This window comes from Streptomyces sp. NPDC006140 (assembly GCF_040628815.1).
Taxonomy (GTDB): Bacteria; Actinomycetota; Actinomycetes; order Streptomycetales; family Streptomycetaceae; genus Streptomyces.
In genome coordinates this window covers 319,136-343,498 of the sequence record NZ_JBEXTS010000007.1, presented here as the reverse complement: position 1 = coordinate 343,498, position 24,363 = coordinate 319,136, and the positions used below count along the sequence as shown (strand labels likewise).

At 74.2% G+C, this 24,363-nt stretch carries 18 protein-coding genes and 1 pseudogene; 8 read left to right on the top strand and 11 right to left on the bottom strand.

What is annotated here, in order from left to right; genetic code table 11:
* Window positions 1-56 precede the first annotated feature (56 nt).
* Entirely contained in the window at window positions 57-1,163 is a 1,107-nt protein-coding gene (locus tag ABZ386_RS20815) for an XdhC family protein (RefSeq protein ID WP_355727490.1), read from the top strand.
* A 1-nt stretch (window position 1,164) separates the two neighbouring features.
* Here the strand turns inward: ABZ386_RS20815 and ABZ386_RS20810 are convergent, their stop codons facing one another.
* Together ABZ386_RS20810 and ABZ386_RS20805 are read right to left on the bottom strand one after the other, a co-directional pair.
* Window positions 1,165-1,971 carry a methyltransferase domain-containing protein gene (locus ABZ386_RS20810; protein ID WP_358965494.1) on the bottom strand — a complete coding sequence of 269 codons (807 nt, stop codon included), beginning with the start codon at window positions 1,969-1,971 and terminating at the stop codon, window positions 1,165-1,167.
* Window positions 1,972-2,004: 33 nt separating this feature from the next.
* Window positions 2,005-2,514 (bottom strand): metallophosphoesterase, encoded by a 510-nt coding sequence (locus tag ABZ386_RS20805; RefSeq protein WP_355727729.1) that lies wholly within the window; start codon window positions 2,512-2,514, stop codon window positions 2,005-2,007.
* Between the two features lie 206 nt (window positions 2,515-2,720).
* On the opposite strand from ABZ386_RS20805, the gene ABZ386_RS20800 reads away from it, so the two are divergent.
* Complete coding sequence (locus ABZ386_RS20800) at window positions 2,721-4,664, top strand: glycosyltransferase family A protein (protein WP_358965492.1); 1,944 nt, start codon at window positions 2,721-2,723, stop codon at window positions 4,662-4,664.
* 4 nt (window positions 4,665-4,668) lie between these two features.
* Window positions 4,669-5,274: a dTDP-4-dehydrorhamnose 3,5-epimerase gene (gene rfbC, locus ABZ386_RS20795; RefSeq protein ID WP_114257048.1), complete on the top strand. Its 606-nt coding sequence runs from the start codon at window positions 4,669-4,671 to the stop codon at window positions 5,272-5,274.
* Between the two features lie 91 nt (window positions 5,275-5,365).
* Here rfbC and ABZ386_RS20790 read toward each other — a convergent pair whose 3' ends face one another.
* The 7 genes from ABZ386_RS20790 to ABZ386_RS20760 all read right to left on the bottom strand — a co-directional run bounded on the left by ABZ386_RS20790 (window position 5,366) and on the right by ABZ386_RS20760 (window position 12,518).
* Complete coding sequence (locus ABZ386_RS20790) at window positions 5,366-6,169, bottom strand: class I SAM-dependent methyltransferase (protein WP_356505261.1); 804 nt, start codon at window positions 6,167-6,169, stop codon at window positions 5,366-5,368.
* Entirely contained in the window at window positions 6,156-7,043 is an 888-nt protein-coding gene (rfbD, locus tag ABZ386_RS20785) for a dTDP-4-dehydrorhamnose reductase (RefSeq protein ID WP_351335557.1), read from the bottom strand. Before rfbD ends, ABZ386_RS20790 begins: the two co-directional genes overlap by 14 nt.
* Entirely contained in the window at window positions 7,040-8,020 is a 981-nt protein-coding gene (rfbB, locus tag ABZ386_RS20780; protein ID WP_351335559.1) for a dTDP-glucose 4,6-dehydratase, read from the bottom strand. The genes rfbD and rfbB overlap by 4 nt, the downstream gene beginning before the upstream one ends.
* Complete coding sequence (locus ABZ386_RS20775) at window positions 8,017-9,084, bottom strand: glucose-1-phosphate thymidylyltransferase (protein WP_351335561.1); 1,068 nt, start codon at window positions 9,082-9,084, stop codon at window positions 8,017-8,019. The genes rfbB and ABZ386_RS20775 overlap by 4 nt, the downstream gene beginning before the upstream one ends.
* 104 nt (window positions 9,085-9,188) lie before the next feature.
* Window positions 9,189-9,362 carry a hypothetical protein gene (locus tag ABZ386_RS20770; RefSeq protein WP_198678386.1) on the bottom strand — a complete coding sequence of 58 codons (174 nt, stop codon included), beginning with the start codon at window positions 9,360-9,362 and terminating at the stop codon, window positions 9,189-9,191.
* Window positions 9,363-9,553: 191 nt separating this feature from the next.
* On the bottom strand, window positions 9,554-9,973 hold the full coding sequence (locus tag ABZ386_RS20765; RefSeq protein WP_031117822.1) for a CBS domain-containing protein: 420 nt from the start codon (window positions 9,971-9,973) through the stop codon (window positions 9,554-9,556).
* 94 nt (window positions 9,974-10,067) lie between these two features.
* Entirely contained in the window at window positions 10,068-12,518 is a 2,451-nt protein-coding gene (locus tag ABZ386_RS20760; protein ID WP_351335566.1) for a SpoIIE family protein phosphatase, read from the bottom strand.
* Between the two features lie 186 nt (window positions 12,519-12,704).
* Between ABZ386_RS20760 and lanKC the strand changes: the two genes are divergently transcribed.
* The 4 genes from lanKC to ABZ386_RS20740 all read left to right on the top strand — a co-directional run bounded on the left by lanKC (window position 12,705) and on the right by ABZ386_RS20740 (window position 19,589).
* Entirely contained in the window at window positions 12,705-15,299 is a 2,595-nt protein-coding gene (lanKC, locus tag ABZ386_RS20755) for a class III lanthionine synthetase LanKC (protein WP_358965490.1), read from the top strand.
* 84 nt (window positions 15,300-15,383) lie between these two features.
* Complete coding sequence (locus ABZ386_RS20750; protein ID WP_010040504.1) at window positions 15,384-15,500, top strand: SapB/AmfS family lanthipeptide; 117 nt, start codon at window positions 15,384-15,386, stop codon at window positions 15,498-15,500.
* An 82-nt stretch (window positions 15,501-15,582) separates the two neighbouring features.
* Window positions 15,583-17,334: an ABC transporter ATP-binding protein gene (locus ABZ386_RS20745; RefSeq protein WP_358965489.1), complete on the top strand. Its 1,752-nt coding sequence runs from the start codon at window positions 15,583-15,585 to the stop codon at window positions 17,332-17,334.
* On the top strand, window positions 17,331-19,589 hold the full coding sequence (locus ABZ386_RS20740) for an ABC transporter ATP-binding protein (RefSeq protein ID WP_356616999.1): 2,259 nt from the start codon (window positions 17,331-17,333) through the stop codon (window positions 19,587-19,589). Before ABZ386_RS20745 ends, ABZ386_RS20740 begins: the two co-directional genes overlap by 4 nt.
* Here ABZ386_RS20740 and ABZ386_RS20735 read toward each other — a convergent pair.
* Window positions 19,512-19,916, bottom strand: a pseudogene (locus ABZ386_RS20735) (response regulator transcription factor); the annotation flags it as partial. The gene ABZ386_RS20740 and the pseudogene ABZ386_RS20735 sit on opposite strands and share 78 nt — an antisense overlap.
* Before the next feature lie 441 nt (window positions 19,917-20,357).
* Here ABZ386_RS20735 and ABZ386_RS20730 point away from each other — a divergent pair.
* On the top strand, window positions 20,358-22,514 hold the full coding sequence (locus ABZ386_RS20730; RefSeq protein ID WP_355727575.1) for a SpoIIE family protein phosphatase: 2,157 nt from the start codon (window positions 20,358-20,360) through the stop codon (window positions 22,512-22,514).
* Window positions 22,515-22,897: 383 nt separating this feature from the next.
* On the opposite strand, the gene ABZ386_RS20725 is transcribed toward ABZ386_RS20730, so the two are convergent.
* Window positions 22,898-24,298: a S1 family peptidase gene (locus ABZ386_RS20725; RefSeq protein ID WP_358965487.1), complete on the bottom strand. Its 1,401-nt coding sequence runs from the start codon at window positions 24,296-24,298 to the stop codon at window positions 22,898-22,900.
* Window positions 24,299-24,363 lie beyond the last annotated feature (65 nt).

The window sequence follows — 24,363 nt, the reverse complement described above, 5'->3', positions numbered from 1 at the left end:
GGAATTAACCGCCGCCGGGGTACCCGGGCGGGTGCGTGCAAGGAGAGGAGCGGCTCGTGCGTGACGTTCTCCCGGTGCTCGGGCGCTGGTACGCGGCCGGGCTCCCGTTCGGCCTCGCCACGGTCGTGGAGGTCAGCCGCAGCGCGCCGCGCGACCCCGGCGCGGCGATGGCGGTGGGCCCGGACGACGAGGTCGTGGGCAGTGTGTCCGGGGGCTGTGTCGAGGGCGCGGTGTTCGAGCTGGCGCAGGACGTCGTGGCGAGCGGCGAGGCCCGGCTGGAGACCTTCGGCTACAGCGACGAGGACGCCTTCGCCGTCGGCCTGACCTGCGGTGGCGAGATCACGGTGCTCGTGCGTCCCGTGACGCCCGGGCTGGATCCGGCGTTCGGCGCGGTCGCCGACTCGGTCGCGGCGGGCGAGCCGGTGACGGTGGCCACGGTGACCGGCGGTCCGGCGCGGCGCGGGGCGACGCTGGCCGTCTGGCCGGACCGGGTCTCGGGCACGCTCGGCGCGAGCGGCCTGGACGCCGCCGTCACCGCCGACGCGCGCGGCGAGCTCGCCCTGGGCGCCACCGGCCTGCGGCACTACGGGCCCGAGGGGCAGCGCCGTGAGGACTCCGTCGGCGTCTTCCTGCAGTCGTTCGCGCCGCCGCCGCGGATGCTGGTGTTCGGCGCGATCGACTACGCGGCGGCCGTGGCCCGCATCGGGGACTTCCTCGGCTACCGGGTCACCGTGTGCGACGCCCGCCCGGTCTTCGCGACGCCCCGCCGCTTCCCCGAGGGCGTCGAGGTGGTCGCCGAGTGGCCGCACCGCTATCTGCGCGACACGGACACCGACGAGCGCACGGTGATCTGCGTGCTCACGCACGACCCCAAGTTCGACGTGCCGCTGCTGACCGAGGCGCTGCGCCGCCCGGCCGCCTACATCGGGGCGATGGGCAGCCGCCGTACCCACGACGACCGGGCGAGGCGGCTGGCCGAGGCGGGTCTCGGGCGGCACGAGCTGTCCCGGCTGCGTTCACCGGTCGGGCTCGACCTCGGGGCCCGGACGCCCGAGGAGGTGGCGGTGTCGGTCGCGGCCGAGATCGTGGCGCTGCGCTGGGGCGGCACCGGCGCCCCGCTGACCGCGACGCAGGGAGCGGTGCATCCGCCCCGGCCCCGCTGAATCAGGCGTCGTCGAAGGGCTTGCGGCCCCACGCGGAGATCATCGGCGAGGTGGCGAGGTCCAGGCGTCCCGCCTCGACGGCGGCGAGGTGCCGCTCGATCTCCTCGTCGGTGGCCAGGCCCGCGGCGACGAGCTTGTCCCGCACCTGCCGGACCGTGGCGGCCTCCAGGACGTCGCAGGCGGGCGAGGTGATCGGGAAGTGGGCGTCGGCCTCGACGCCGACGAGGCCGGCCTCGCGCAGCAGCCGCGGCAGTCGGCGTCCGTAGGCGAGGTCGGCGCCGCGCCGCCGCAGCAGTTCGCGGAAGCCTGCGCGGAGCCGGTTGGCCAGTTCCTGCTCGGGGCCGTGCTCGTCGGGGCAGATCAGCGGTTGCAGCGCGGGGTCGGCGTCCTCCAGCAGCAGCCATCCGCCGGGGCGCAGCGCCTGGACCATGGCGCGCAGCGCGGCGTCGCGTTCGGCGACGTGGACCAGGACGAGACGGGCGTGCACCAGGTCGAAGGGGCCGGCCGGAGGGGCGTCGCGGCCGACGTCGTGGCGGAGTACCTCGACCCCCTCGGTGGCGGCCGTGCCGGTCCAGGACACGTCGATGTCGGTGGCGAGCACCCGCCCGGACGGCCCGACGCGCTCGCGGAGCCAGGCGGCCACGCTCGGCCCGCCGGCGCCGACCTCCCAGCACCGCCATCCCTCGGCGATGCCGACCGCCTCGACGCGCCGGAACGTGGAGGCGTCGAAGAGGGCGGCCAGCGCGTCGAAACGGGTTCCGGCCTCGGCCTGCCGGTTGTCCAGGAGGTACTGCTCGTCCCGACCCATGGGCCGATCATGTCACGGCCGTCTCCCCGGCGATCAGCGCGGTGGGCGGGGCGGCAGCCGGTGCAGTTCCACGTCGCTGAGCCGGCCGTCGGCGACGGTGGCGGTCAGGTACGTGCAGTGCGGCTGCCGGCGGCGGTCGGTCGGCGAACCCGGGTTGAGCAGCCGCAGGCCGGTGGGCGCGGTGGTGTCCCAGGGGATGTGGCTGTGGCCGAAGACCAGCACGTCGAGGTCGGGGAAGCGGGCGGCGCAGCGCCGCTCGCGGCCCTGGGCGGGGCCCGTCTCGTGGATCACGCCGAAGCGCAGCCCGCCCAGTTCCGCGTACGCCACCTCGGGCAGCCGGGCGCGCAGGTCCGGCCCGTCGTTGTTGCCGTACACGGCGACGAGCCTGCGGGAGCGGGCCTCCAGCAGGTCGAGGGTGGCCGTGTCGACCCAGTCCCCGGCGTGGAAGACGACGTCGGCGCGCGGCAGTTCGGCCAGCACAGGGGCGGGCAGTTCCCTGGCCCGCTTGGGCAGGTGGGTGTCGGACATGAGGAGCAGGCGCACGACCTCAGCCTAGAGGCCGATCGCCGCTCCGCACCGCACCCTGCTTGACCGCGAACAGACAGACAGCGCAGCTCAGTTGCCCCGCGCGGGATGATCACGGCCCGGTCTCGAAAGGTGAGGAGACATCGCCGACCGGGTTAGCATCGGGCAACGCGCAGTACAACAGGACGTCTACGGCGAGCGACCCGAAGGGGCCCGGAAACCCGATGCCGGTCAAGGTCAGCGTCATCATCCCCGTCTACAACCCGGGGATCTACATCGAGGACTGCATCTCCTCGCTGCAGCGGCAGTCGCTGCCTCCCGACGAGTTCGAGGTGATCTTCGTCGACGACGGCTCGACCGACGAGACCCCGGCCCGGCTCGACCGGCTCGCCGCCGAGGATCCCCGGATGAAGGTCATCCACCAGGAGAACTCCGGCTGGTCGGGCAAGCCCCGCAACGTCGGCATCGAGGCCTCCCGCGGCGAGTTCGTCATGTTCGTCGACAACGACGACTACCTGGGCGACGAGGCCCTGGAGCGGATGTACGACTACGGCGTGGCCAACGGCGCCGACGTGATCGTGGGGAAGATGGCCGGGAAGGGCCGCGGGGTGCCGGTGGAGCTGTTCCGCCGCAACCACCCGCGGGCCACCGTCGCGAACGCCCCGCTCATCGACAGCCTCACCCCGCACAAGATGATCCGGCGGGCCTTCCTGGACCGCATCGGCCTGCGCTTCCCCGAGGGCAGGCGGCGGCTGGAGGACCACGTCTTCATCGCCGAGGCGTATCTGCGCGCGGAGAACGTCTCCGTGCTCAGCGACTACGTCTGCTACTACCACCTGCGGCGGGACGACGGCTCCAACGCCGGCTTCGAGCGCTTCGATCCCGTCGGCTACTTCAAGAACCTCCGCGAGGCCCTCGACGTCGTCGAGCGCTACACCGAGCCCGGACCGGTGCGCGACAAGCTCTTCCGGCGCTGGCTGCGGGTGGAGATGGTCGAGCGGCTGCGGGCACGGCGTTTCCTGAACCTGCCGGACGACTACCGCCGGGAGCTGTTCGCGGAGATCCACGAGGTCGTCGTCGAGCGCTTCGGCCCCGGTGTGGCGGCCGGTCTGCAGCCGACGCAGCAGGTCGTCGCCGCGCTGACGGCGGCCGACCGGTACGACGACGTGGTGTCCTTCGCCCAGTGGGAGGCGGGTGTCGCGCCCCGGGCGACCCCCGGGGAGGTGGAATGGCGGGAGGGCTCCCTGCGGGTCGCCTTCACGGCCGAGTACCTCTCCGGCGGCGAGCCGATGACCTTCCCCGCCGACGCCGGGGCGACGCCGCTGACCGACGTGCCGAAGGACGTGCCGGAGGCGGTGGCGTGGGTGTCCTCCGAGACCGCCGCCCGCTTCGGGCAGGCCACGGCCGATCTGCTGCTGCGGGAACGCTCCAGCGCCGCGCAGTACTTCCAGCCGGTGGAGTTCAGCCGGGAGACCGTGCCCGTCGACGGCGGCGAGGAGGTCCGGCTGGTGCTGCGGGCGACCGCCACCGTCGACCCGGCCGACCTGCCGGGCGACGGCGTCTGGGACGCGGTCGTGCGGGTCAAGCTCGGCGGGTGGACCAAGGAGTGCCGCCTGGGCCCGGCGGCCCAGCCGGACCGGCCCGCCCCCGGGGCGGGTGTCGTCGGCGAGCGCGCGGTCCTGCCGTACTGGACGGACCCGCACGGCAACCTCTCCCTGCAACTGGGTACGCGGAGCAAGCGGCTCGGGCTGGGCGGCGTGCAGTTGGGGGACGTCACGGTCTCCGAGGGCGTGTTCCGGGTGCGGCTGCCCCTGCACGTTCCCGGTGACACCGACGTCCGGCTGAGGTTCGTCTCCTCGAACCGCATCGTCGAGACGCCGGGCACGCTCTCCCCGGGTGCCGAGGGGGCGGGCTCGGTCCTGACGGCCGCGCTGCCCGCCGAGGACCTGTCGAGCGGCGGCTGGCGGGTGGCCCTGTGCCCGACGCCGGGCGCCGCCGGGGCCCGCTTCACCGGACTGCCGTTCGCCCTGCGCGCCGGGGACGGGAGCGTCCTCGTGACGCCGGTGCCCGGGCCGGGTGCCGCGCTGCGCCTGGCGCGGCGTGCACGGCGGGTGCTCGGGGCCGCGCGCCGGAAGGTGGTTTCCCGTATCAGGACCGGAGGGCAGTGACAGCATGCGACCACTGGGGATAAAGGGCGCCTGGGTTCTGGAACCCAAGGTCTTCCCGGACGACCGGGGCAGCTTCCACGAGTGGTTCCGGGGCCGGGAGTTCCGCGAGGCCACGGGCCGTGACCTGTCCCTGGCGCAGGCCAACTGCTCGGTCTCCCGGCGGGGTGTGCTGCGCGGTGTGCACTTCGCCGACGTGCCGCCCAGCCAGGCCAAGTACGTCACCTGTGTGCGCGGTGCCGTCCTGGACGTGGTGATCGACATCCGCGTGGGCTCCCCCACGTACGGCACCTGGGAGGCGGCCCGGCTCGACGACGACACCCGGCACGCGGTGTTCCTCTCGGAGGGCCTGGGCCACGCCTTCATGGCCCTGACCGACGACGCGACGGTGGTGTACCTCTGCTCGGAGGGCTACGCCCCGGACCGCGAGCACGGCATCCACCCGCTCGACCCGGCCCTGGGCATCGAGTGGCCCGAGGGGATCACCCCGATCCTCTCCCCCAAGGACGAGCAGGCCCCGACCCTGGCGGAGGCGGAACGGCAGGGCCTGCTGCCGTCGTACGAGGCGTGCCTGGCGTACGACGAGGAGCTGCGGCGCGGCACGGGCGCCTGAAGCCCCGCCGGCAGCCGAAGAGGCAGGTCACCGAGGACGCCGAAGGCCCGGACGCGCACGGCGTCCGGGCCTTCGGCGTGCCGGGCTCGGGTCAGCGGCTGACGCCGACCTGCTGCAGGGCCTTGCGCAGGGGCTCCCAGCCCACGGAGCGGGGCAAGCCCCGGTTGCGGGCCTGGACGAGGGGACGCCAGAAGCCCGCCTCCAGCAGCGCCTCGGGGCGCACGGCGCCGGCCCGTTCCAGGATCGCCTCGGGGACCTTCTGCGGGTCGGGCACCTTGTACTCGGCCATGATCTCGTCGTACTTGTCGTGCAGGACCCGGTTGTTCGGGTCGGCGCCGAAGACGACCAGCTGGCCGGTGGGGGCGGTGTCCACCTGCACCGTGACGAGGTCCGGGCGGTAGCGCGCCAGAACCTCGATGATCTTGTAGACGTCGCCCGTCCACGCGTTGGTGTGCCGGTCCCGGGCCGCCTCGTCGACGCTGCGCGGCAGCATGTCGTCGAAGACGATCACGCTCGACCAGTCGGAGTGCTTCTCGACGTTCATGAAGTCGCGCAGGGCGAACTCGAACAGGTGCATACCGTCGATGAAGGAGAGGTCGAGCGTGGTGCGGCGCCAGTAGCCGAAGGGGCTGCGGCCGCGGCGCAGGTTGCGCAGCGGGTGACGGCCGCCCTTCAGGTGCTGCAGGGGGTTGTCGCGGGCGAAGAAGTCGTCACTGGTGGCCTTCACCAGGTGGACGTCGCACTTCAGCTCCGAGACCACCTTGAAGGCGGGGTCGATCGCGATGCTGGGGACGCGGGACAGACGCAGGCTGCGGCCGTCGTTGACGCCGATCTCCAGGTAGTTGCGATTGGCGCTGACCTTGTGCAGTTCCCGGAGGAACTCATGGCGTTTCACGAAGAGGACCTTCCTTGCGGATGCGGGGCAGTGCTTCGTGCAGGGCGGAGCGCCAGTCGCGCGGCAGCGGCAGGCCGATCTCCTGCCACCGGCGGTGTGCGAGGGCGCTGTACGCCGGGCGGGGCGCGGGCCGGGGGAAGGCCGCGCTGCTGGTGGGGCGCACCCGGTCCGGGTCGGCGCCGAGCAGGGAGAACACCTCTCGGGCCAGCTCGTACCAGGTGGCCTCACCGGAGCTGGTGGCGTGGAAGACGCCGTGCGCGTCGGGACCGAGCCGGGGGCCGAGGTCGGCGATCCGCTCGGCGACGTCCGCGCTCCAGGTGGGCTGCCCGCGTTGGTCGTCGACGACGTCGACGGTGTCGCGGCGGGCTTCGAGACCGATCATGGTCCGCACGAAGTTAGCGCCGTGGACCCCGTAGAGCCAAGCCGTGCGCACGACCGCGCTCGCCCCGGGCAGCTCTTCGAGCACGGCCCGCTCCCCGGCCAGCTTGGTGCGGCCGTAGGCGGTGCGCGGGCCCGTCGGATGGTCCTCCGGGTAGGGGGAGGTGCGGGCCTCGCCGTCGAAGACGTAGTCCGTGGAGACGTGGACCAGGCGGGCGCCGTGTGCGGCGCAGGCCCGGGCGAGCAGGCGCGGGCCGTCGCCGTTGATCTCCAGTGCGCGGGCCTCGTCGATCTCCGCGTCGTCGACGGCCGTGTAGGCGGCGCAGTTGACGACGAGGTCGGGGCGGTGCTCCCGCACGGCCGCGTCGACGGCCTCGGGACGGGTGATGTCGAGGGCGGCGCGGTCGAGGCCCGCGACGGTCTCGCCGCGCCGGGTGAGTTCGTCGACGACGTCCCGGCCCAGCATCCCGCCCGCTCCGGTGATCAGCCACCTCATACGCGCTCCTGGGCGACGCGCCGCTTCAGGGGCTCCCACCAGGCGCGGTTGTCGCGGTACCAGGCGACGGTCTCGGCCAGGCCGGTGGTGAAGTCGTGGCGGGGGCGGTAGCCGAGTTCGTCGCGGGCCTTGGACCAGTCGACGGAGTAGCGCAGGTCGTGGCCCTTGCGGTCCTCGACGTACTCGACCCGGTCCCAGTCGGCTCCGCAGGCCTGAAGGAGCAGGCCGGTGAGTTCCTTGTTGGTCAGCTCGGTCCCGCCGCCGATGTTGTAGACCTCGCCGGGCCGGCCCTTGGTGCGGACGAGGTCGACGCCCTGGCAGTGGTCGTCGACGTGCAGCCAGTCGCGGACGTTGCGGCCCTCGCCGTACAGCGGCACCTTGTGCCCGTCGAGGAGGTTGGTGACGAAGAGCGGGATGACCTTCTCGGGGAACTGGTGCGGGCCGTAGTTGTTGGAGCAGCGCGTGACGCGCACGTCCAGGCCGTGGGTGCGGTGGTAGGCGAGGGCGAGCAGGTCGGAGGAGGCCTTGGAGGCGGAGTACGGGGAGTTCGGCTGGAGGGGGTGGTCCTCCGGCCACGAGCCGGACTCGATGGAGCCGTAGACCTCGTCGGTGGAGACGTGCACGAAGGGGCCCACGCCGTGGCGCAGGGCCGCGTCCAGCAGGGTCTGGGTGCCCAGCACGTTGGTGCGGACGAAGTCGGCGGCGCCGGTGATCGAGCGGTCCACGTGGGACTCGGCGGCGAAGTGCACGACCTGGTCCGCGTCGGCCATGAGCTTGTCGACCAGCTCGGCGTCGCAGATGTCGCCCTGCACGAACTCCAGCCGGGGGTGGGTCAGTTCGAGGTTGTCGAGGGTGCCGGCGTAGGTGAGCTTGTCCAGCACGGTGATGCGTGGCGCGTCGGGTGCGTCCTGGGCGAGGAGTGCGCGGACGTAGCGGGAGCCGATGAACCCGGCGGCGCCGGTGACGAGGAGGTTCATGAAGTGATCTGCACCTTGCTGTGATCTCCGAGGACGAGGCGGTGGGCGCTGGGGACGCTGGGGGCCGGCGTCACCTCGACGTGCCGGCCGATCAGCGAGGACTCGATCCGGCCGACGCCCTGGATCGAGGAGTCCCGCAGCACGATGGAGAACTCGAGTTCGCTGTCCGTGATCCGGCAGTTCTCCGCGACGGAGGTGAAGGGACCGACGTAGGAGTTGCTGACGAGGGTGCCCGAGCCTATGACGGCGGGCCCGACGATACGGGAGTTGACGATCCGCGCGCCCTCTTCCACGACCACCCGCCCGATGGTCTGCGAGGCGTCGTCCACGTCGCCGTCGATGCGGCGCTCCATGCCTTCGAGGACCGTGCGGTTCACCTCGAGCATGTCGCCGACGTTGCCGGTGTCCTTCCAGTAGCCCTTGATGACCGTGGAGCGCACGTCGGCGCGGGAGTCGATCAGGTGCTGGATGGCGTGGGTGATCTCGAGTTCGCCGCGCCAGGACGGCTCGATGGCGCGGACCGCCTCGTGGATCAGGGGCGTGAACATGTAGACGCCGACCAGCGCGAGGTCGCTCTTCGGCTGGTCGGGTTTCTCCTCCAGGCCGATCACCTGGCCGGTCGGGTCGAGTTCGGCGACTCCGAAGGCGCGCGGGTCGGCCACGCGCGTGAGCAGGATCTGGGCGTCGGGCCGGTGTCTGCGGAACTCGTCGACGAGGCCGGTGATGCCGCCGACGATGAAGTTGTCGCCGAGGTACATCACGAAGTCGTCGTCGGCGAGGTAGTCACGGGCGATCAGTACCGCGTGGGCCAGCCCCAAGGGCCGCTCCTGGGGGATGTAGGTGACCTTGAGGCCGAACTTCGACCCGTCACCCACCGCTTCCTCGATCTCCGCGGCCGTGTCCCCGACGATCATCCCCACGTCGGTGATGCCGGCCTCGGCGATCGACTCCAACCCGTAGAAGAGCACGGCCTTGTTGGCCACTGGCACCAGTTGCTTGGCCGACGTGTGGGTGATCGGCCTCAGCCGTGTTCCTGCACCGCCGGACAGCACGAGAGCCTTCATTCAGCTCACCTTAGTCGCCATCCGGCGGATGTGAACATCACTTCTTCTGCTTGTCGACGCGCGTCGTTCCGCGGGATGTCACCGCGCGGCCTTCTGGAGAGCGGTCAGTCTTCGCCCCGGACGATGTTCCACTCCGGTCCGGAGCGCGCGGCTGTGGGGGCGGCCCGGTCCTCCACGGCGGGGAGGCAGGTGCGCAGCGCGGCCTTTCCGCGCAGGCGGCGTGCCTTCGACCAGCCGGTCTCGGGCCGACGGGCGACGGGCTTCTCAGTGGTCTCCATGGACGTCACGACTCATCATCTTCCTTCTGCATCCGCTGCCGTTCGGGTCCCCAGAGGCAAACCGAACAAACCCGGGCCGGGACGTCTGGGCCGCGACGCCGAACTCCCCCGCCCGGCACCGCCGTTCGGGCGACGTACGACGGTCCCGCGCACGGGAAGGGTGCGCGGGACCGTCCGGTGGCTGCCGTTCGTCAGGCGTTGGGGCGTGCGGCGCTGATGTCGCCCAGCGCCGACTCCGGGTCGCGTTCCATGGCCAGGTCGCCCAGGGAGACGATGCCCACGGGGCGTCCGTGGTCGACGACCGGGATCCGGCGCACGGAGTGCTCGCGCATCAGCTGCACCGCGTGGATCAGGTCCTCGTCGGGGCCGACGGTGACCAGCTCGTCGCTGCACGCGCCGGCCACGGTGGTCCGCTCCGGGTCGCCGCCCTTGCTGATCGACCGGACCACGAGGTCACGGTCGGTGACCACACCGCGCAGATCGTCGCCGTCCGTCACCAGGACGACTCCGAGGTCCTCGTCGCGCATGATGCGCGCCACCTCGGCGACGGAGGTCTGCGGCTCGACGGTGACCGGGTCTCCGGTCATGATGTCGCGGACATGCTGAGCCATGACGTTCCTCTTCCTTCGGCTCGCTGGCGGTTTCTCCGTCCTACGCGGCGCCGAGTACCCGAGGAGGCCGCGTGGTCACCCCCGGATGAGCCGCTCAGCGGCCCAGCACCAGCTCCGCCCACACCTGCTTGCCGCCGCTGACCGGCAGGGTGCCCCAGGTCGCCGAGAGGGCCTCGACGAGGAGGATGCCCCGGCCGCCCGTGGCCTCCCAGCCGATGCTGGCCGGCCGGACCGGGGAGCGCGGCGAGGCGTCGGCGACCGCGATGCGCAGACGGTCGTTGACGAGGGTGAGGTCCATGCGGACCCGGCCGTCGGTGTGGACGAGGGCGTTGGTGACGAGTTCGGAGACGACGAGGAGGGCCGCGTCGAAGTGCTCGGTGACGCCCCAGGCGCGCAGGGTGCGCCGGGCGAAGCGGCGGGCGTGCCCGACCGCCTGCGGCACCCGCCACACCGTCCAGCTCTCCCGCAGCGGTCGCAGGGTCAGGCCGTCGTAGCGCATCAGGAGCAGGGCGACGTCGTCGCTGCGCCGGGCGTTGCCGAGGAGGGCGTCGGCGACCCGCCCCAGGTCGCCGGGGGCGGCGGCGCCCAGCCGGGCGGCGAGGCGGTCCATGCCCTCGTCGATGTCGGCGTCGGGTGACTCGACGAGCCCGTCCGTGACCAGGGCGATCAGGGTGCCGGGCGGCAGCCGCAGCGGGCTCATGGGGAAGTCGGCCTGCGTGATCACCCCGAGGGGCGGGCCGCCCTCGGCCTCCGCGATCTCGGTCCCGCCGTCGGGGTAGCGCAGCACCGGCGGCGGGTGCCCGGCGCGCACGCACCAGGCGGCGCCCTCCTCCAGGTCGACGTCGACGTAGCAGCAGGTGGCGAAGAGGTCGCTCTCCATGTCGGTGAGCAGCCGGTTGGCGTGCGCGACCACCACGTCCGGCGGATGCCCCTCGACGGCGTAGGCGCGCAGGGCGGTGCGCATCTGCCCCATGAGGGTGGCGGCCCCGGCGCTGTGGCCCTGGACGTCGCCGATGACGAGGGCGACGTGGTGGTCGGGCAGCGGGATGACGTCGTACCAGTCGCCGCCGAGCTCCAGCCCCGCCGTGCTGGGCAGGTAGCGGGCGACGGCCACCGCGCCCGGCAGCCGGGGCAGGCGGCGGGGCAGCAGCTGGCGCTGGAGCATGCCGACGAGCTCGTGCTCGGCGTCGAAGGCGCGGGCCCGCACCAGGGCCTGTCCGGCGAGGCCGGCGCAGGCGGTGAGCAGGGCGCGTTCGTCGGCGCCGAAGTCGTGCGGGGTGTCCCAGCCGATCAGGCACGCGCCGGCCATGCGGTTCCCGGCGGGCAGCGGCAGCACGGCGAGGCCGCCGGGGCCGACCTCGGCCAGGGCGCGTTCCAGGGGGCTGCCGGCGGGCCAGATCCGGGCGCGGCCCTCGCGCAGCGCGGCGGCGAGGGTGGGCATGGCGCGCACGGGCGCGTCGGGCCACTCACCCCGCCACTCCGTGCGCCACAGCTGGGGCCAGGCCTCGGGTTCGGGCGGGTCGAGGACGGTGACGACGAGCCGTTCGCTCTCCAGCTCGGCGAGCGCGATCCGGTCGGCCCTGAGCGGCCGGCGCAGGGCGGCGACCACGGCCTTGCCGACGTCGCGGACGGTGACGGCGGTGGCCAGCGCGGCGGCCAGGCGCTGCACGCGGGCCACGTCGGTGACGTCGGAGCGCAGGGTGGAGGCGTCGGCGACGGTGCCCACGAGCCGTGCCGGGTGGCCTTCGCCGCCGGGCAAGAGGCGCCCGCGCAGCCGGAGCCACTTGGGCGGCCCGGTGGGCTGGAGCACCCGGAACTCCAGCTCGCGGTCGCCGATGGACATGTGGTCGGCCTCCACCACGGACATCAGCGAGGGCAGGTCCTCCGGCACGGTCAGGCTCAGCAGGGTCTCGACGCGGCCGTCGAACTCCACGGGGTCGAGCCCGAACAGGTCGAGCAGGTCGTCCCCGACGCGGACGCGGCCGGTGTCCATGGCGAGGCTGAAGGCGCCCGGCGGCAGGTCACCGCCCTCGACGAGGGCGGCCGGGGCGGGGAAGGCGACCGCCTCGGAGATCAGCTCCAGGCACGTGCGGTCGTCGGTGTCGAACCCCGCGGGGCGCTCGCTCACGGCGAGCAGGCAGCCGCCGCCGTCCCCGTGCACGGGCAGGGCCGTCAGGAAGAAGTCCCGGGACGGGACGCGCCGCGCCTGGGCGTGCTCGGCGAGTTCCGCCGGGCCCAGGGAGACCGGCCGTCCGTCGCGGTGGGCCTCGGCGGCCGGGGAGCGCCCGGCGCGGGGATAGCTGTCGCGCAGCCCGTACAGCGTCCTCGGGACCCCGGCCGACTCCATCAGGCACAGCAGCTCGCCGTCCTCGCTGGGCGTGTACACGGCGACGAAGGACGCCCCGGCGAAGACGAGCGCCTGTTCGAGGACGCGGCGCACTCGTTCGGGCGACTCCTGATCGACCGCGATCGCCTTGAGGGCACTTTCGGCACGCAGCGTTCGCGTTCCGCGCTCCTGGGCGCCCTGACTGACCACGTTGGCCATTACAGCGCTTATGGGGCACCTGCGCAGCCCCTGTGAGCGTTCCGTGGACCGGCGCGCACAAGGGCGCTCGAAAGCCGTCGAACATCTCTTAACGCATGCGTTCCGCACGGTGACCTCGTGACAGCCGTGACTGTCGGGCCCCGGCGCGTGGCTGGAAAGCTCGGTGCCCGTCACGGAGGGGGACGCATGGACAAGCGGTACGAGGTGTACGCGCTCGCCGACCGGCATTTCTACGAGACGCCGGACCGGCTCGCGCGGGACGGGCAGGGGACGGCCCCGCACCTCTACGAGACGGCCCGCCGGCCGGTGCCGGAGGGCTGGGAGGCGGCGCGGATCGGCGACTGGCTGACGATGACGCCGCTCGGCCCGGACGGGAAGCCGGTGCCCGGCCCGGCGCAGGGCTGGAAGATCCACGCCTCGGCGACCCGCGCGAACGCGGAGGAGATCGCCGGAATCGTGTGGGACTACTGCGTCGAGCGGCGGATCCCCTTCAAGTTCGTGCCGGGCCCGCACCTGCTGCACCTGCGCAACACCAAGTACGCGCCCCGCGACGGCAGCGGCAAGTTCGTCACCGTCTACCCGGCCGACGAGGAGCAGCTGCACCGGGTGCTGCGCGAGCTGGGCGCGCTGCTGGAGGGCTTCGAGGGGCCGTACATCCTCACCGACCTGCGCTGGGGCGAGGGACCGCTGTACGTCCGCTACGGCGCCTTCGCGCGGTCCTTCGTCGTGGACGACCGGGGCTCGCTGGTGCCCGCGGTGCGGGACGGCGCCGGGCGGCTGGTGCCGGACCGGCGCTCGCCCTCCTTCCAGGTGCCCGAGTGGGTGACGCTGCCGGCGTTCCTCCAGGCGCATCTCGACGCGCGCAACACCACCACGGTCGGGGACCTGCCCTACCGCATCGAGAAGGCGCTGCACTTCTCCAACGGCGGCGGGGTGTACGCCGGCACCGACACCCGTGACGGGCGCAAGGTCGTCCTGAAGGAGGGCCGGCCGCACGCGGGCCTCGCCTCGGACGGCGCCGACGCGATCGCCCGGCTGGAGCGGGAGAAGCGGGCGCTGGAGCAGGTCGCGGGCACGGGCGTGGTCCCGGAGGTGCGCGACTGGTTCGAGCTGGGCGGCCACCGCTTCCTGGTGATGGACTTCCTCCAGGGCCGTCCGCTCAACTCGTTCTTCGCCGAGCGGCACCCGCTGCTCGCGCAGGACCCCGACCCGGAGGCCGTCGCCGCGTACACGGCGTGGGCGCTGCGCATCCACCGGCGGGTGGAGGAGGCGGTGGCGGCGGTGCACGAACGGGGCATCGTCTTCAACGACCTGCACGTCTTCAACATCATGGTCGCCCCGGACGGGGAGTCGGTCTTCCTCCTCGACTTCGAGGCCGCGGCCCCGGCCGGGGAGAACGGCCGCCAGGTCGTCGCCCACCCCGGCTTCTTCGCGCCGCCGGACCGCCGGGGCACAGACGTGGACCGCTACGCCCTGGCCTGTCTGCGGCTGGCCCTGTTCCTGCCCGTGACCACCCTGTTCGTGGTCGACCGCGGCAAGGCGGCCCATCTGGCCGAGGTGATCGCGGAGCAGTTCCCGGACGTCCCGCGGGAGTTCCTCGACGAGGCGGTCGCGGAGATCACCCGGGAGGTGTCCGGCCGTACGCCGGCCGCTCCCTCCTCGCCGGTGGACCCGGGCGACTGGCCGTACAGCCGCGACTCGATGGTCAAGGCGATCCTCGCCTCGGCCACGCCGGAGCGCGACGACCGGCTCTTCCCGGGCGACGTCGCCCAGTTCTCGGACGGCGGCGGGCTGGGGATCGCCCACGGCGCGGCGGGCGTGCTGTACGCGCTGGACGCGGCCGGCGCCGAGCGGTACGAGGAGGGCGAGCGCTGGCTGCTGGACCGCACGGCACCGGCCCCGGTCGGCACGCCGCTCGGCCTGTACGACGGGCTCGCGGGCGTCGCGCTGGTCCTGGACCGGCTCGGGCACCGGCAGCGGGCGCTGGACCTGGTCGAGGGGATCCTCGCGGAGCGGTGGCAGAACCTCTCCTCCGACCTGCAGGGCGGGCTGGCCGGGCTGGGCCTGGTCCTGGGGCACCTGGCCCGCACCACCGGCGAGACGGAACTGCGCGAGCGGGCCGACGACGCCGCGCGGATCCTCGTCCACCGGCTCGCCGAGCCGCCCCCGGCCGCGTCCCGGCGGCGCGCCGGACTGCTGCGGGGTGCGACGGGACCGGCCCTGTTCCTGCTGCGGCAGTACGAGTGGACCGGCCAGGACGCGTGGCTGGAGGCGGCGGCCGTGGCACTGCGCCAGGACCTGGGGTCCTGCGTGACCCGCGAGAACGGGGCGCTGGAGGTCGACGAGGGCTGGCGCACCCTGCCCTACCTCGGTGACGGCAGTGCGGGCCTCGGCATGGTCCTCGACGACCTCGTGGCCCACTCCCCCGCGCTCGCCGGGGAGTTCGAGACCGCCCGCTCCGGCGTCCTCACCGCGGCCACCTCGCGCTTCTACGCGCAGCCCGGGCTCTTCCAGGGCCGCGCCGGAATGATCCTGCACCTCAGCCGCACGACCACGCCGGGCGCGACCGCCGACCGGCTGGCCGGGCAGATCGCCGGGCTCGGCTGGTTCGCGATGGCGTACCAGGGCCAACTGGCCTTCCCCGGCCACCAGATGATGCGGCTGTCCATGGACCTCGCCACCGGAACGGCAGGGTGCCTGCTGGCGCTCGGCGCGGCCCTCGACCCGGCCACCGGCGCCCACCTGCCGTTCCTCCCGCCGCCACAGCGGCGGCCCACATGACGCGGTTCCGCGATCCGGCGGAGTCGTGACACCACCCCGTCCCCACGGATGACCACGGACGGACACCCAACGGAAGGACACACCATGGCACTTCTCGACCTGCAGACCATCGAGTCCGAGGAGCGGACGGACGGCGGTGGCGCCAGCACGGTGAGCCTGCTCTCCTGCATCAGCGCCGCGAGCGTCCTGCTCTGTCTCTGACCTGAGGTCTGCGTGGCCCCGGGCGGTCCTCTCCCTGCGGGGAGGGACCGCCCGGGGTCCGTCCGTCCCACGAAAGGCCCGTATGACCACGCGTGCCGACGACGACCCGGCGGCCGCGCACGCCCGCACGCTGCTGCGCACGGCCACCCGGTACAGCGGGCTCCGCTGCGCGGCCCTGTGCCTGGTGAGCATGGCCGCGACCGGGGCCGGGCTGCTGCTGCCGGCCGCGCTGGGCCGGGCCCTGGACCTGCTGCTGGCGCAGGCCCCGGCGACCCGCTGGGTGCTGTACTGCGCCGGACTCGTCCTGCTGCTCGCCCTGCTGGACGCGGCCCAGACCGTGCTCACCGGCACCGTCGACGCCCGCAGCACCGCGTGGCTGCGCCGCCGCCTGACCGGGCACGTCCTGGGCGTCGGCCCGCGCGCCGCCGACCGCTTCGGCTCCGGTGACCTCGTCGCGCGCCTGGTGGGCAACGCCGCCGAGGCCGGAACCACCCCGGCGGCCCGGGCGGCGTTGCTCGCCGCCCTCGCCGGTCCGGTCGGCGGTGTGGTGGCGCTGGGCCTGATCGACTGGTGGCTCGCGGCCGTCTTCCTCGCCGGAGCCCCCGTCCTGACCCTCCTCCTGCGTGCCGTCGCCCGTGGCACCACGGAGAGCGCGACGCGCTACCAGCGGGCGCAGGGCCGGATCGCGGCCGCGCTGGCCGAGGCCGTCGAAGGGGTCCGCACCGTCCGCGCGGCGGGTACCGAGGACCGGGAGACCGCCCGCGTCCTGCGGCCGCTGGCCGAGCTGTCCCGGGCCGGGCACCGCATGTGGCGGGTGCAGGGGCGGACCGCCGCGCAGGCGGTCGCGGTGGCACCGCTGCTGCACCTCGGGGTCGTCGCGGTGGCCGGTGTGCTGCTCACCCGGGACCGGCTGTCGGTGGGGGACGTGCTCGCCGCCTCGCGGTACGCGGTGCTCGCGACGGGCGTCGGCGTCCTGGTCGGCAGGCTCGCGGGCCTGGCCCGGGCCCGGGCGGCGGCCCGGCGCCTCGGCGAGGTCGCGGCCGAGCCCGCCCCCGCGTTCGGCGCGCGCCGGCTGCCGGACGGCCCCGGGCGGCTGGAACTGCGGGGAGTGACGGCCCTGCGGGGCGGGCGCGCCGTGCTCGACGGGGTGGACCTCGTCGTGCCGGGCGGCACCACCCTGGCCGTGGTCGGCCGGTCCGGCGCGGGCAAGTCGCTGCTGGCCGCGCTCGCCGGGCGGCTGGCCGACCCGGACGCGGGCGAGGTCCTGCTCGACGGGGTGCCGCTGCGCGAGCTGCCCCACGACGACCTGCGCCGCGCCGTCGGCTACGCCTTCGCCCGCCCGGCCCTCCTGGGCGGCACGGTCGGGCAGGCGATCGGCCTCGGCCTGCCGTCCCCCTCCCCCGGCCGCATCCGGCAGGCGGCCCGTACGGCCCTCGCGGACGACTTCGTCCGCCGCCTCCCCGACGGCTACGACACACCGGTCGCCGACGCCCCGCGCTCGGGCGGCGAGTCCCAACGCCTCGGACTGGCCCGGGCGTTCGCGCACGGTGGCCGGCTGCTGATCCTGGACGACGCGCTCTCCAGCCTCGACACGGTGACCGAGCGCCGCATCACCGACGCCCTCCTGGGCGACGGGCCGGGCACCACCCGGCTGCTGGTCGCCCACCGCAGTGCGACGGCCGCGTGCGCGGACGCGGTGGCCTGGCTGGACGGGGGGCGGGTGCGGGCGGTGGGACGGCACGAGGAGCTGTGGCGGAACGCGGCGTACCGGGCGGTGTTCGGGGAGACGGACGGCACCGCGTGGGCGGGGGCCGGGGCGGGAGCGGAGGCATGACCGGCGCGAGGAGTACGACGCTGCCCATGACCGGCGCGAGGAGTACGACCCTGCCCACACGGGGGCTGCGCTTCCTGCTGGCCCGCCGGCGGGTGCTGCTGCGGCTCGCCGCCTGGTCGGTGCTGGAGACCGGGCAGACCTTCCTCATCGGGTACGGGCCCGCCCGCGCCCTGGACGCGGGGTTCCTGCGGGGGCGGCCGGACGTCGGTCTCGCCTGGCTCGCGGTGACCGGGCTCGGCGTCCTGCTCGGCGCGTACGGCACCGCCCGGGTCTACGCCGCCGTCGCCGCGCTGGTCGAACCGCTGCGGGACCGGCTGGTGGAGCGGGTCGTCTCGCGCGGGGTGCGGACCGGTGACGCGGGGGCCCTGTCGGGGCTCACCCAGCAGGTGGAGATCGCCCGGGACACCTTCGCCGGGCTGGTCATGGTCTCCCGCTCCTTCGTGTTCACCGCCGCCGGCGCCCTGGCCGGCCTGTTCGCGCTCGCCCCGCCGCTGCTGCTGGTCGTGGGGCCGCCCCTGGCCGCCGGGGTGGTGCTGTTCGCGGCGACCCTGCGGCCGCTCGCCCGGCGGCAGGAGGCGTTCCTCGTCGCCGACGAGGCCCTGGCCGGTCACCTGGGCACGGTCTGCCCGGGCCTGCGGGACATCACGGCGACGGGCGCGCAGGCGCAGCTCGCCGCCGCCACGGGTGAACGGGTCGAGGCCGAACTGCGGGCCGCACGTGCCCTGGCCCGCTGGGGCGTGCTGCGCGTGGCCTCACTGGCGATCGGCGGCCAGCTGCCGATCGTGCTGCTGCTGGCGACCGCCCCGTGGCTCCTGTCCCACGGCGTCACCACGGGCGCGCTGGTCGGTGCCCTCGCCTACGTCACCCAGTCGCTGCTGCCGGCCCTGCGCAACCTGGTCCACGGCCTGGGCACCAGCGGCTCCCGCCTGACGGTGGTGCTCCGCAGACTGACCGGCGATCCGGCCCGGGGCGCCCAGCGCACAGCACCGGCCCTCGCGCAGGGCCACACGGCCACGGAGGCAGGAGAGACACCGGCTACCGCACAGGGCGACACGACGACGGCCGGACGCGAGACACCAGGCACCGCACAGGGCGACACAGCGACAGCCACACACGAGACGCCGGGCACCGCGGAGGGCGACGGCGCGGCAGCCGCAGACGAGACCCGCCGGGCCAACGGCCCATCGCCCCAGGGCACGCGCGGAGGCGGACGTGCCACCACAGGCACCTCGCCGCGCGGCCGGCCCGACGGCCGGGGCTCGACGGATGCCGCCGGCCGCACCGCCGACGGGCAGGACCGAGCCACGGCAGACGTCGGCACGCCCGGCGGGAACGCCGAGTCCGCACGGGCGGAACCCACCGCGGACCCGCCCCCGGCCCTCTCCCTCACCTCCGTCACCTTCGCCTACGGCCCGGCGAGCAGCCCGGTCGTCGACGGCCTCGACCTCGCCCTCGCGCCCGGGGCGCACCTGGCCGTCGTCGGCCCCAGCGGCGCCGGGAAGTCCACGCTCACCGCCCTCGTCGCCGGGCTCCTCACGCCGGACCGGGGCACGATCACGGTGGGCGGTCACGCCGTGCCCGGGCCGGAGGCCGCCGCCGCGCGCGTGCTCATCCCGCAGGAGGCGTACGTCTTCGACGGCACCCTGGCCGAGAACCTCGCGTACCTGCGCCCGGACCCCGTGCCCGAGGAGGACCTGGTCGCCGCCGCCGAGGCGGTCGGCCTCGCCCCGCTCGCCGACCGCCTCGGCGGCCTCGGCGCCCGGGTCGACCCCGCGGCCCTGTCGGCCGGCGAACGGCAGCTCATCGCCCTGACCCGGGCTTTTGTGTCGCGTGCCCCCCTCGCCCTGCTCGACGAAGCGACCTGCCATCTGGACCCCGAGACGGAGGAGCGGGCGGAGCGGGCCTTCGCCGCGCGGCCGGGCGGGACGCTGGTGGTCGTCGCCCACCGCATCAGCTCGGCCCGCCGCGCCGGCCGCGTCCTGGTCATGGACGGCCGGAGCACGGCGTACGGCGGCCACGAGGAGCTGCTGAGGTCCTCGGCGCTGTACCGGGACCTCGTCGGCAGCTGGACGCCCGTGCCGCCCCGGCGGCGGTCAGAGCCAGCCCTGGCCCTGGGAGATGCGGATCGCGTCGATGCGGTTGCGGGCCCCGGTCTTGCGGGTGATGGCCGCCATGTAGTTGCGCACCGTCCCGTGGGACAGGTGCAGGCTCCCGGCGATCTCCGCGATGGAGGCTCCCTCGGCCGCGAGGGATAACACGCTCAGTTCTCTTCGGGTCAGCGGCATCTCGGCCGCCTTGAGGAAACCGAAGCCCAGCGAGTCGTTGACGAAACGTTCCCCCTCGGCGACCCGGCGGATCCCGCGCAGCAGGTTCTGCGGCGAGCCCTCCTTGTCGACGTAGCCGAGCGCCCCCGCCTCGACCGCCCGCTTCAGCAGCCCCGGCCGGTTCGCGGTGGCGAGCACGAGCAGCCGCGGGCGCGTGCGGTCCGGGCCGGGCCGGCACAGCTCCGCCAGCGGCGGAATGCCGTAGGAGTCCGCGCACTCCAGGTCCGCCGCACACACATCCGGCCGCACGGACCGCATCATGCCCGGCGCACCGCGCCACGACGTGTCGTGCACCGCCAGATCGGACTCCCCCCGCAGCCACTCAGCCAGCACCGATCGCACCAGACACTCGTCGTGCACCAGAAGCACCCGGATCAACTGCCACCCCCTCGGCTCGCCCGCGCCCTCTCGTCCTGTGGTGGAGCGCGTGCCCCATTGTTCGCGATCGTGACCCTGCGTGGGCGCGGAGAACCGGCCATCAGGGTGCGTGGGGGCGCACGCGCGGCGCCTGTACTCCCAGCCGCGCTTCGACTTCATGGGCATGGGTCGCGGCGGTCGGGGTACACGCGCGGCTTCTCCCGGGGCCGTCGGCCTGTGACCGACGGTAACCACGGTCGGTCCCCGGACCGCTCGTCGTGCGCGACGGGCCGCCAAGGGGGAGATTTGTTCCTGGGCCCGGTCGCGCGGCCGTGCGAGGAGGTGGTCGGCGTGTCCGACGGGCAGTCGTCCGCGCAGGCGCCGGCAGCCGCCAGGTCGCCGGTCGGCCGTCCGCTGCTCTCCCTGGCGCTGGCCTCGATGATGGACGAGGTGCACGCCCACTCCGGCGCGGTCTATCTGCTGTCGCCGGACCAGCCGGTGCTGGAGATGGCGGTGATGGCGGGGCTGCCGCGGGCGTTCGCGGCGCCCTGGGAGCGGGTCGGGCTGAGCGCGCCGATCCCGGTCGCCGACGCGGCGCGCGAACGGCGGCTGGTCTGGGTCGGCGGCGAGGAGGAGATGGCCCGCCGCTATCCGCGGATCGCCGTGGTGCTGCCCTATCCGTTCGCCCTCGCCGCGGTGCCGGTGGCCACCGAGTCCACCGTGTACGGCGCGGTCTTCGTCACCTGGCCGGGCTCCCATCCGCCGGAGCTGTCCGACCACGAGCGCAAGCATCTGACCGCGGCCTGCGGCCGGCTCGCGGTCCGGTTGCAGCGGGCGGCCGAGCACAGCATCCCGCCGCACCCCGAGACCGATCTGGTCGCCTCTCCCCTGGTGGGCGGCATGGCCGGCACGCTCGGCACGGTCGAGGCGGCCCGGATGGTGAGCCGGCTGCCCTACGGGCTGGTCTCTCTCGACCTGCACGGGCGGGTCGGCTTCGTCAACGCCGCGGCGGCCGAGCTGCTGAACGTCCCGGTCAGCCGGCTGCTCGGCACGCAGCTGTGGGCGTCGGTGCCGTGGCTCAACGACCCCGTCTACGAGGACCGTTACCGGGCGGCGCTGATGAGCCAGCACACCACCTCGTTCGTGGCGCTGCGCCCGCCCGGCGAGTGGCTGTCGTTCCGGCTGTATCCGAGCACGACGGGCCTGAGCGTGCGCATCACCAGGTCGCGGGCCGTGTCGGAGATGAACCGGGCCGCACCGCCGCCCGACGGGAAGCCGTCCCGGCTGGTCACCATGTCGCAGGTGCTGGACCTGGCCAGCGCGCTGACCGAGGCGGTGGGCGTGCAGGACGTGGTGCAGCTGGTCGCGGACGAGATCGCCCCGGCCGTGGGCAGCCAGGCCCTGGTCGTGCTGGGCTCCCGGGCGAACCGGCTGCGCGTGCTCGGGCATCGCGGGTACCCGGACGCCCACGTGGTGGAGCGGTTCGACGGGATGCCGCTGACCGAGCCGACGCCCGGCACGCAGGTGCTGAAGACGGGCGTGCCCGCGTTCTTCGAGACGCAGGAGCAGCTGGAACGCCTGTACCCGGCGCGGCTCATGACGCCCGACGGGTTCGCGGCCTGGGCGTATCTGCCGCTGATCGCCCAGGGGCGGCCGGTGGGGACGTGCGTGCTGTCCTACGCCGAGCCGCACCCGTTCCCGACGGAGGAGCGGGCGGTGATGACCAGCCTGGCCGGGCTCATCGCCCAGGCGCTGGAGCGGGCACTGCTCTACGACGCCAAGCACCGGCTGGCGCACGGCCTCCAGGAGGCCCTGCTGCCGCACTCCCTGCCGTCGCTGCCCGGCATCGAGGCGGCCGCCCGCTATGTGCCGGCCACGCAGGGGATGGACATCGGCGGCGACTTCTACGACCTGGTGCGCACCCAGGGCATGGCGGCCGCGGTGATCGGGGACGTGCAGGGCCACAACGTCACGGCGGCCGGGCTGATGGGGCAGGTCCGCACCGCGGTCCGGGCGTACACGGCCGTGGGCCAGGCGCCCGAGGAGGTCATGCGCAGCACCAACCGGCTGCTGCTCGACCTGGGGTCCGAGCTGTTCGCCAGCTGCCTGTACCTGCGGCTCGACCCGGCGCACGGCCGGGCCGTGATGTCCCGGGCCGGTCATCCGCCGCCGCTGCTGAGACGGCCGGACGGGCGGGTGCGCGTCCTCGACCTGGCCGGGGGCCCGCTGCTGGGCATCGACGCCTCGGCGGTGTACCCGACGACGGAGGTCGCCCTGCCGCCCGGCTCCCTGCTCGTCCTGTACACCGACGGGCTGGTGGAGTCCCCCGGCACGGACTTCGAGGAGGCCCTGGCGGATCTGGGCCGGCGCCTGACGGATGCCGGGGACCGGCCGCTGGACGAGCTGGCCGACAGCCTCGTACGGCACCGGCGGCTCCACACGGACGGCGAGGAACGCCTCGACGACATCGCCCTGCTGCTGCTCAGGGCCCTCGGGTAGGGCCGGCCCGGACCACGACGTACGCCGCGCCGGGCCTGATCGGCCTGCCGACACCCGGTAACACACGGACGGGCCGGCCCTCCCGCCGGAGGGCCGGCCCGGTCCACCGCCGGCCGGAACCGCGTCCGAAGCCGGACGGTGGCTGGAACGCCGGTGGGCCGGCCCGGTCCCGCCAGGAAGGGGCGGGGCCGGGCCGGCGGCGTCGGACCGGCTGCCGACGGTCTCGGGTCGGCCGACGGTCTCGGGTCGGCCGACGGTTCAGGCCGACCGACGGTTCAGGCCGACCGACGGTTCAGGCCGACCGACGGTCTCGGGTCAGCCGACGGTTCAGGCCGGCCCGACCGTCTCAGGCCAGCCGACCGTCTCAGGCCGGCCGTCTCAGGTCAGCGGGACTCGGTCAGGCCCGACTCGTCCCCGACGCCCTGGCCCGCGTCGTGGCCGGCACCCGCACCGGCTCCGGCGCCCGCTTCCTCGCCTCCGGCCTGCTCACCGGCACCGGCACCGGCTTCCTGACCGGCACCCGCCTCTTCACCAGCACCGGCCCCGGCTTCCTCGCCCGCACCGGCCCCGGCCTCCTGACCGGCACCCGCCTCTTCACCAGCACCGGCGCCCGCTTCCTCGCCCGCGCCCGCTTCCTCGCCCGCACCGGCGCCGCCGCCCGCGGCACCGCCGCCGAGGGTCGCGCCGACCGCCGCAAGGGCGGTGGTGACCGGCTGGAAGAACGTCTCGCCGCCGACCGTGCAGTCACCGCTGCCGCCGGAGGTCAGGCCGATGGCGAGACCGTCCTGGGTGAACAGCGAACCGCCGCTGTCGCCGGGCTCGGCGCACACGTTGGTCTGGATGAGACCGGTGACCGTGCCCTCGGGGTAGTTCACCGTGGCGTCGAGGCCGAGTACCTGGCCGTCGGCGAGCCCGGTGGTGCTGCCCATCCGGAAGACCTCCTGGCCGACGGTCGCCTCCGCGGCCTCGGTGATCTGGACGGTCTGGTCGCCGGTGTTGACCTCGCTGGGCGCCTCGGTCGCCGGGTCGTCGTACTTCACGAGCGCGAAGTCGCCGTCGCCGGGGAAGGTCGACTGGTCGACGGTGGCGATCGGCTGGCCGCCCTGCGTGTCGGACCACTCGTTGCCGCCGAGCGTGCAGTGACCGGCCGTCAGGAACGCCGGGGATCCGTCGCCCGCGGTGACGTTGAAGCCGAGGGAGCAGCGCGAGCCGCCCGCGAAGATGGCGTCACCGCCCGAGACGAACGGTTTGAAGGTGCCCGACGACTTCTTGATGGTGGCCATGTCGGAGCCGAGGCTCCGCACGGTGCTCTCCAGTCTGTCCCACTTGGCACCGGTCACGGTGCTGTCGGCGGTCACCAGGAGCTTGTTGGTGCGCGGGTCGATCGACCACGACGTGCCCGCGATGGTCGCCTCGGACTTCAGGGTCGACGCCCCCTCCTGGAGCTCCGACCAGCTGTTCTCGACCTCGCGCACCTTCGCGCCGGCCGCCTTGGCCTGCACGATCACGTTGTTGTTGTCGCCGGGTACGACGTTCACGACGAGCTGCTGGCTGTCGCCGTCGTAGTAGGAGCCGCCGAACGCCTCACCGAGGAGCCCGGAGAGCTGCGAGGCGAGATCCGAGGCGTCGCCCGCCTTCAGGGTCTTCGGCGCGGCCACGGCGTCGTCGGACGAACCGTCCTGCGACGCGTTGGCGTTGGGGAGCAGGATCGCGGCCGCGCCGAGCGCCACCACGCTGCCCGCCGCTATCGCGGCCTTACGCTTCGGAATTCGCTTGTGACTCAAACTTCTCTCCTCCTGAGGGACGGAGTGTGTGCCGCCGTCCGGCAGCTTCGGGGGGCGCCTGGATG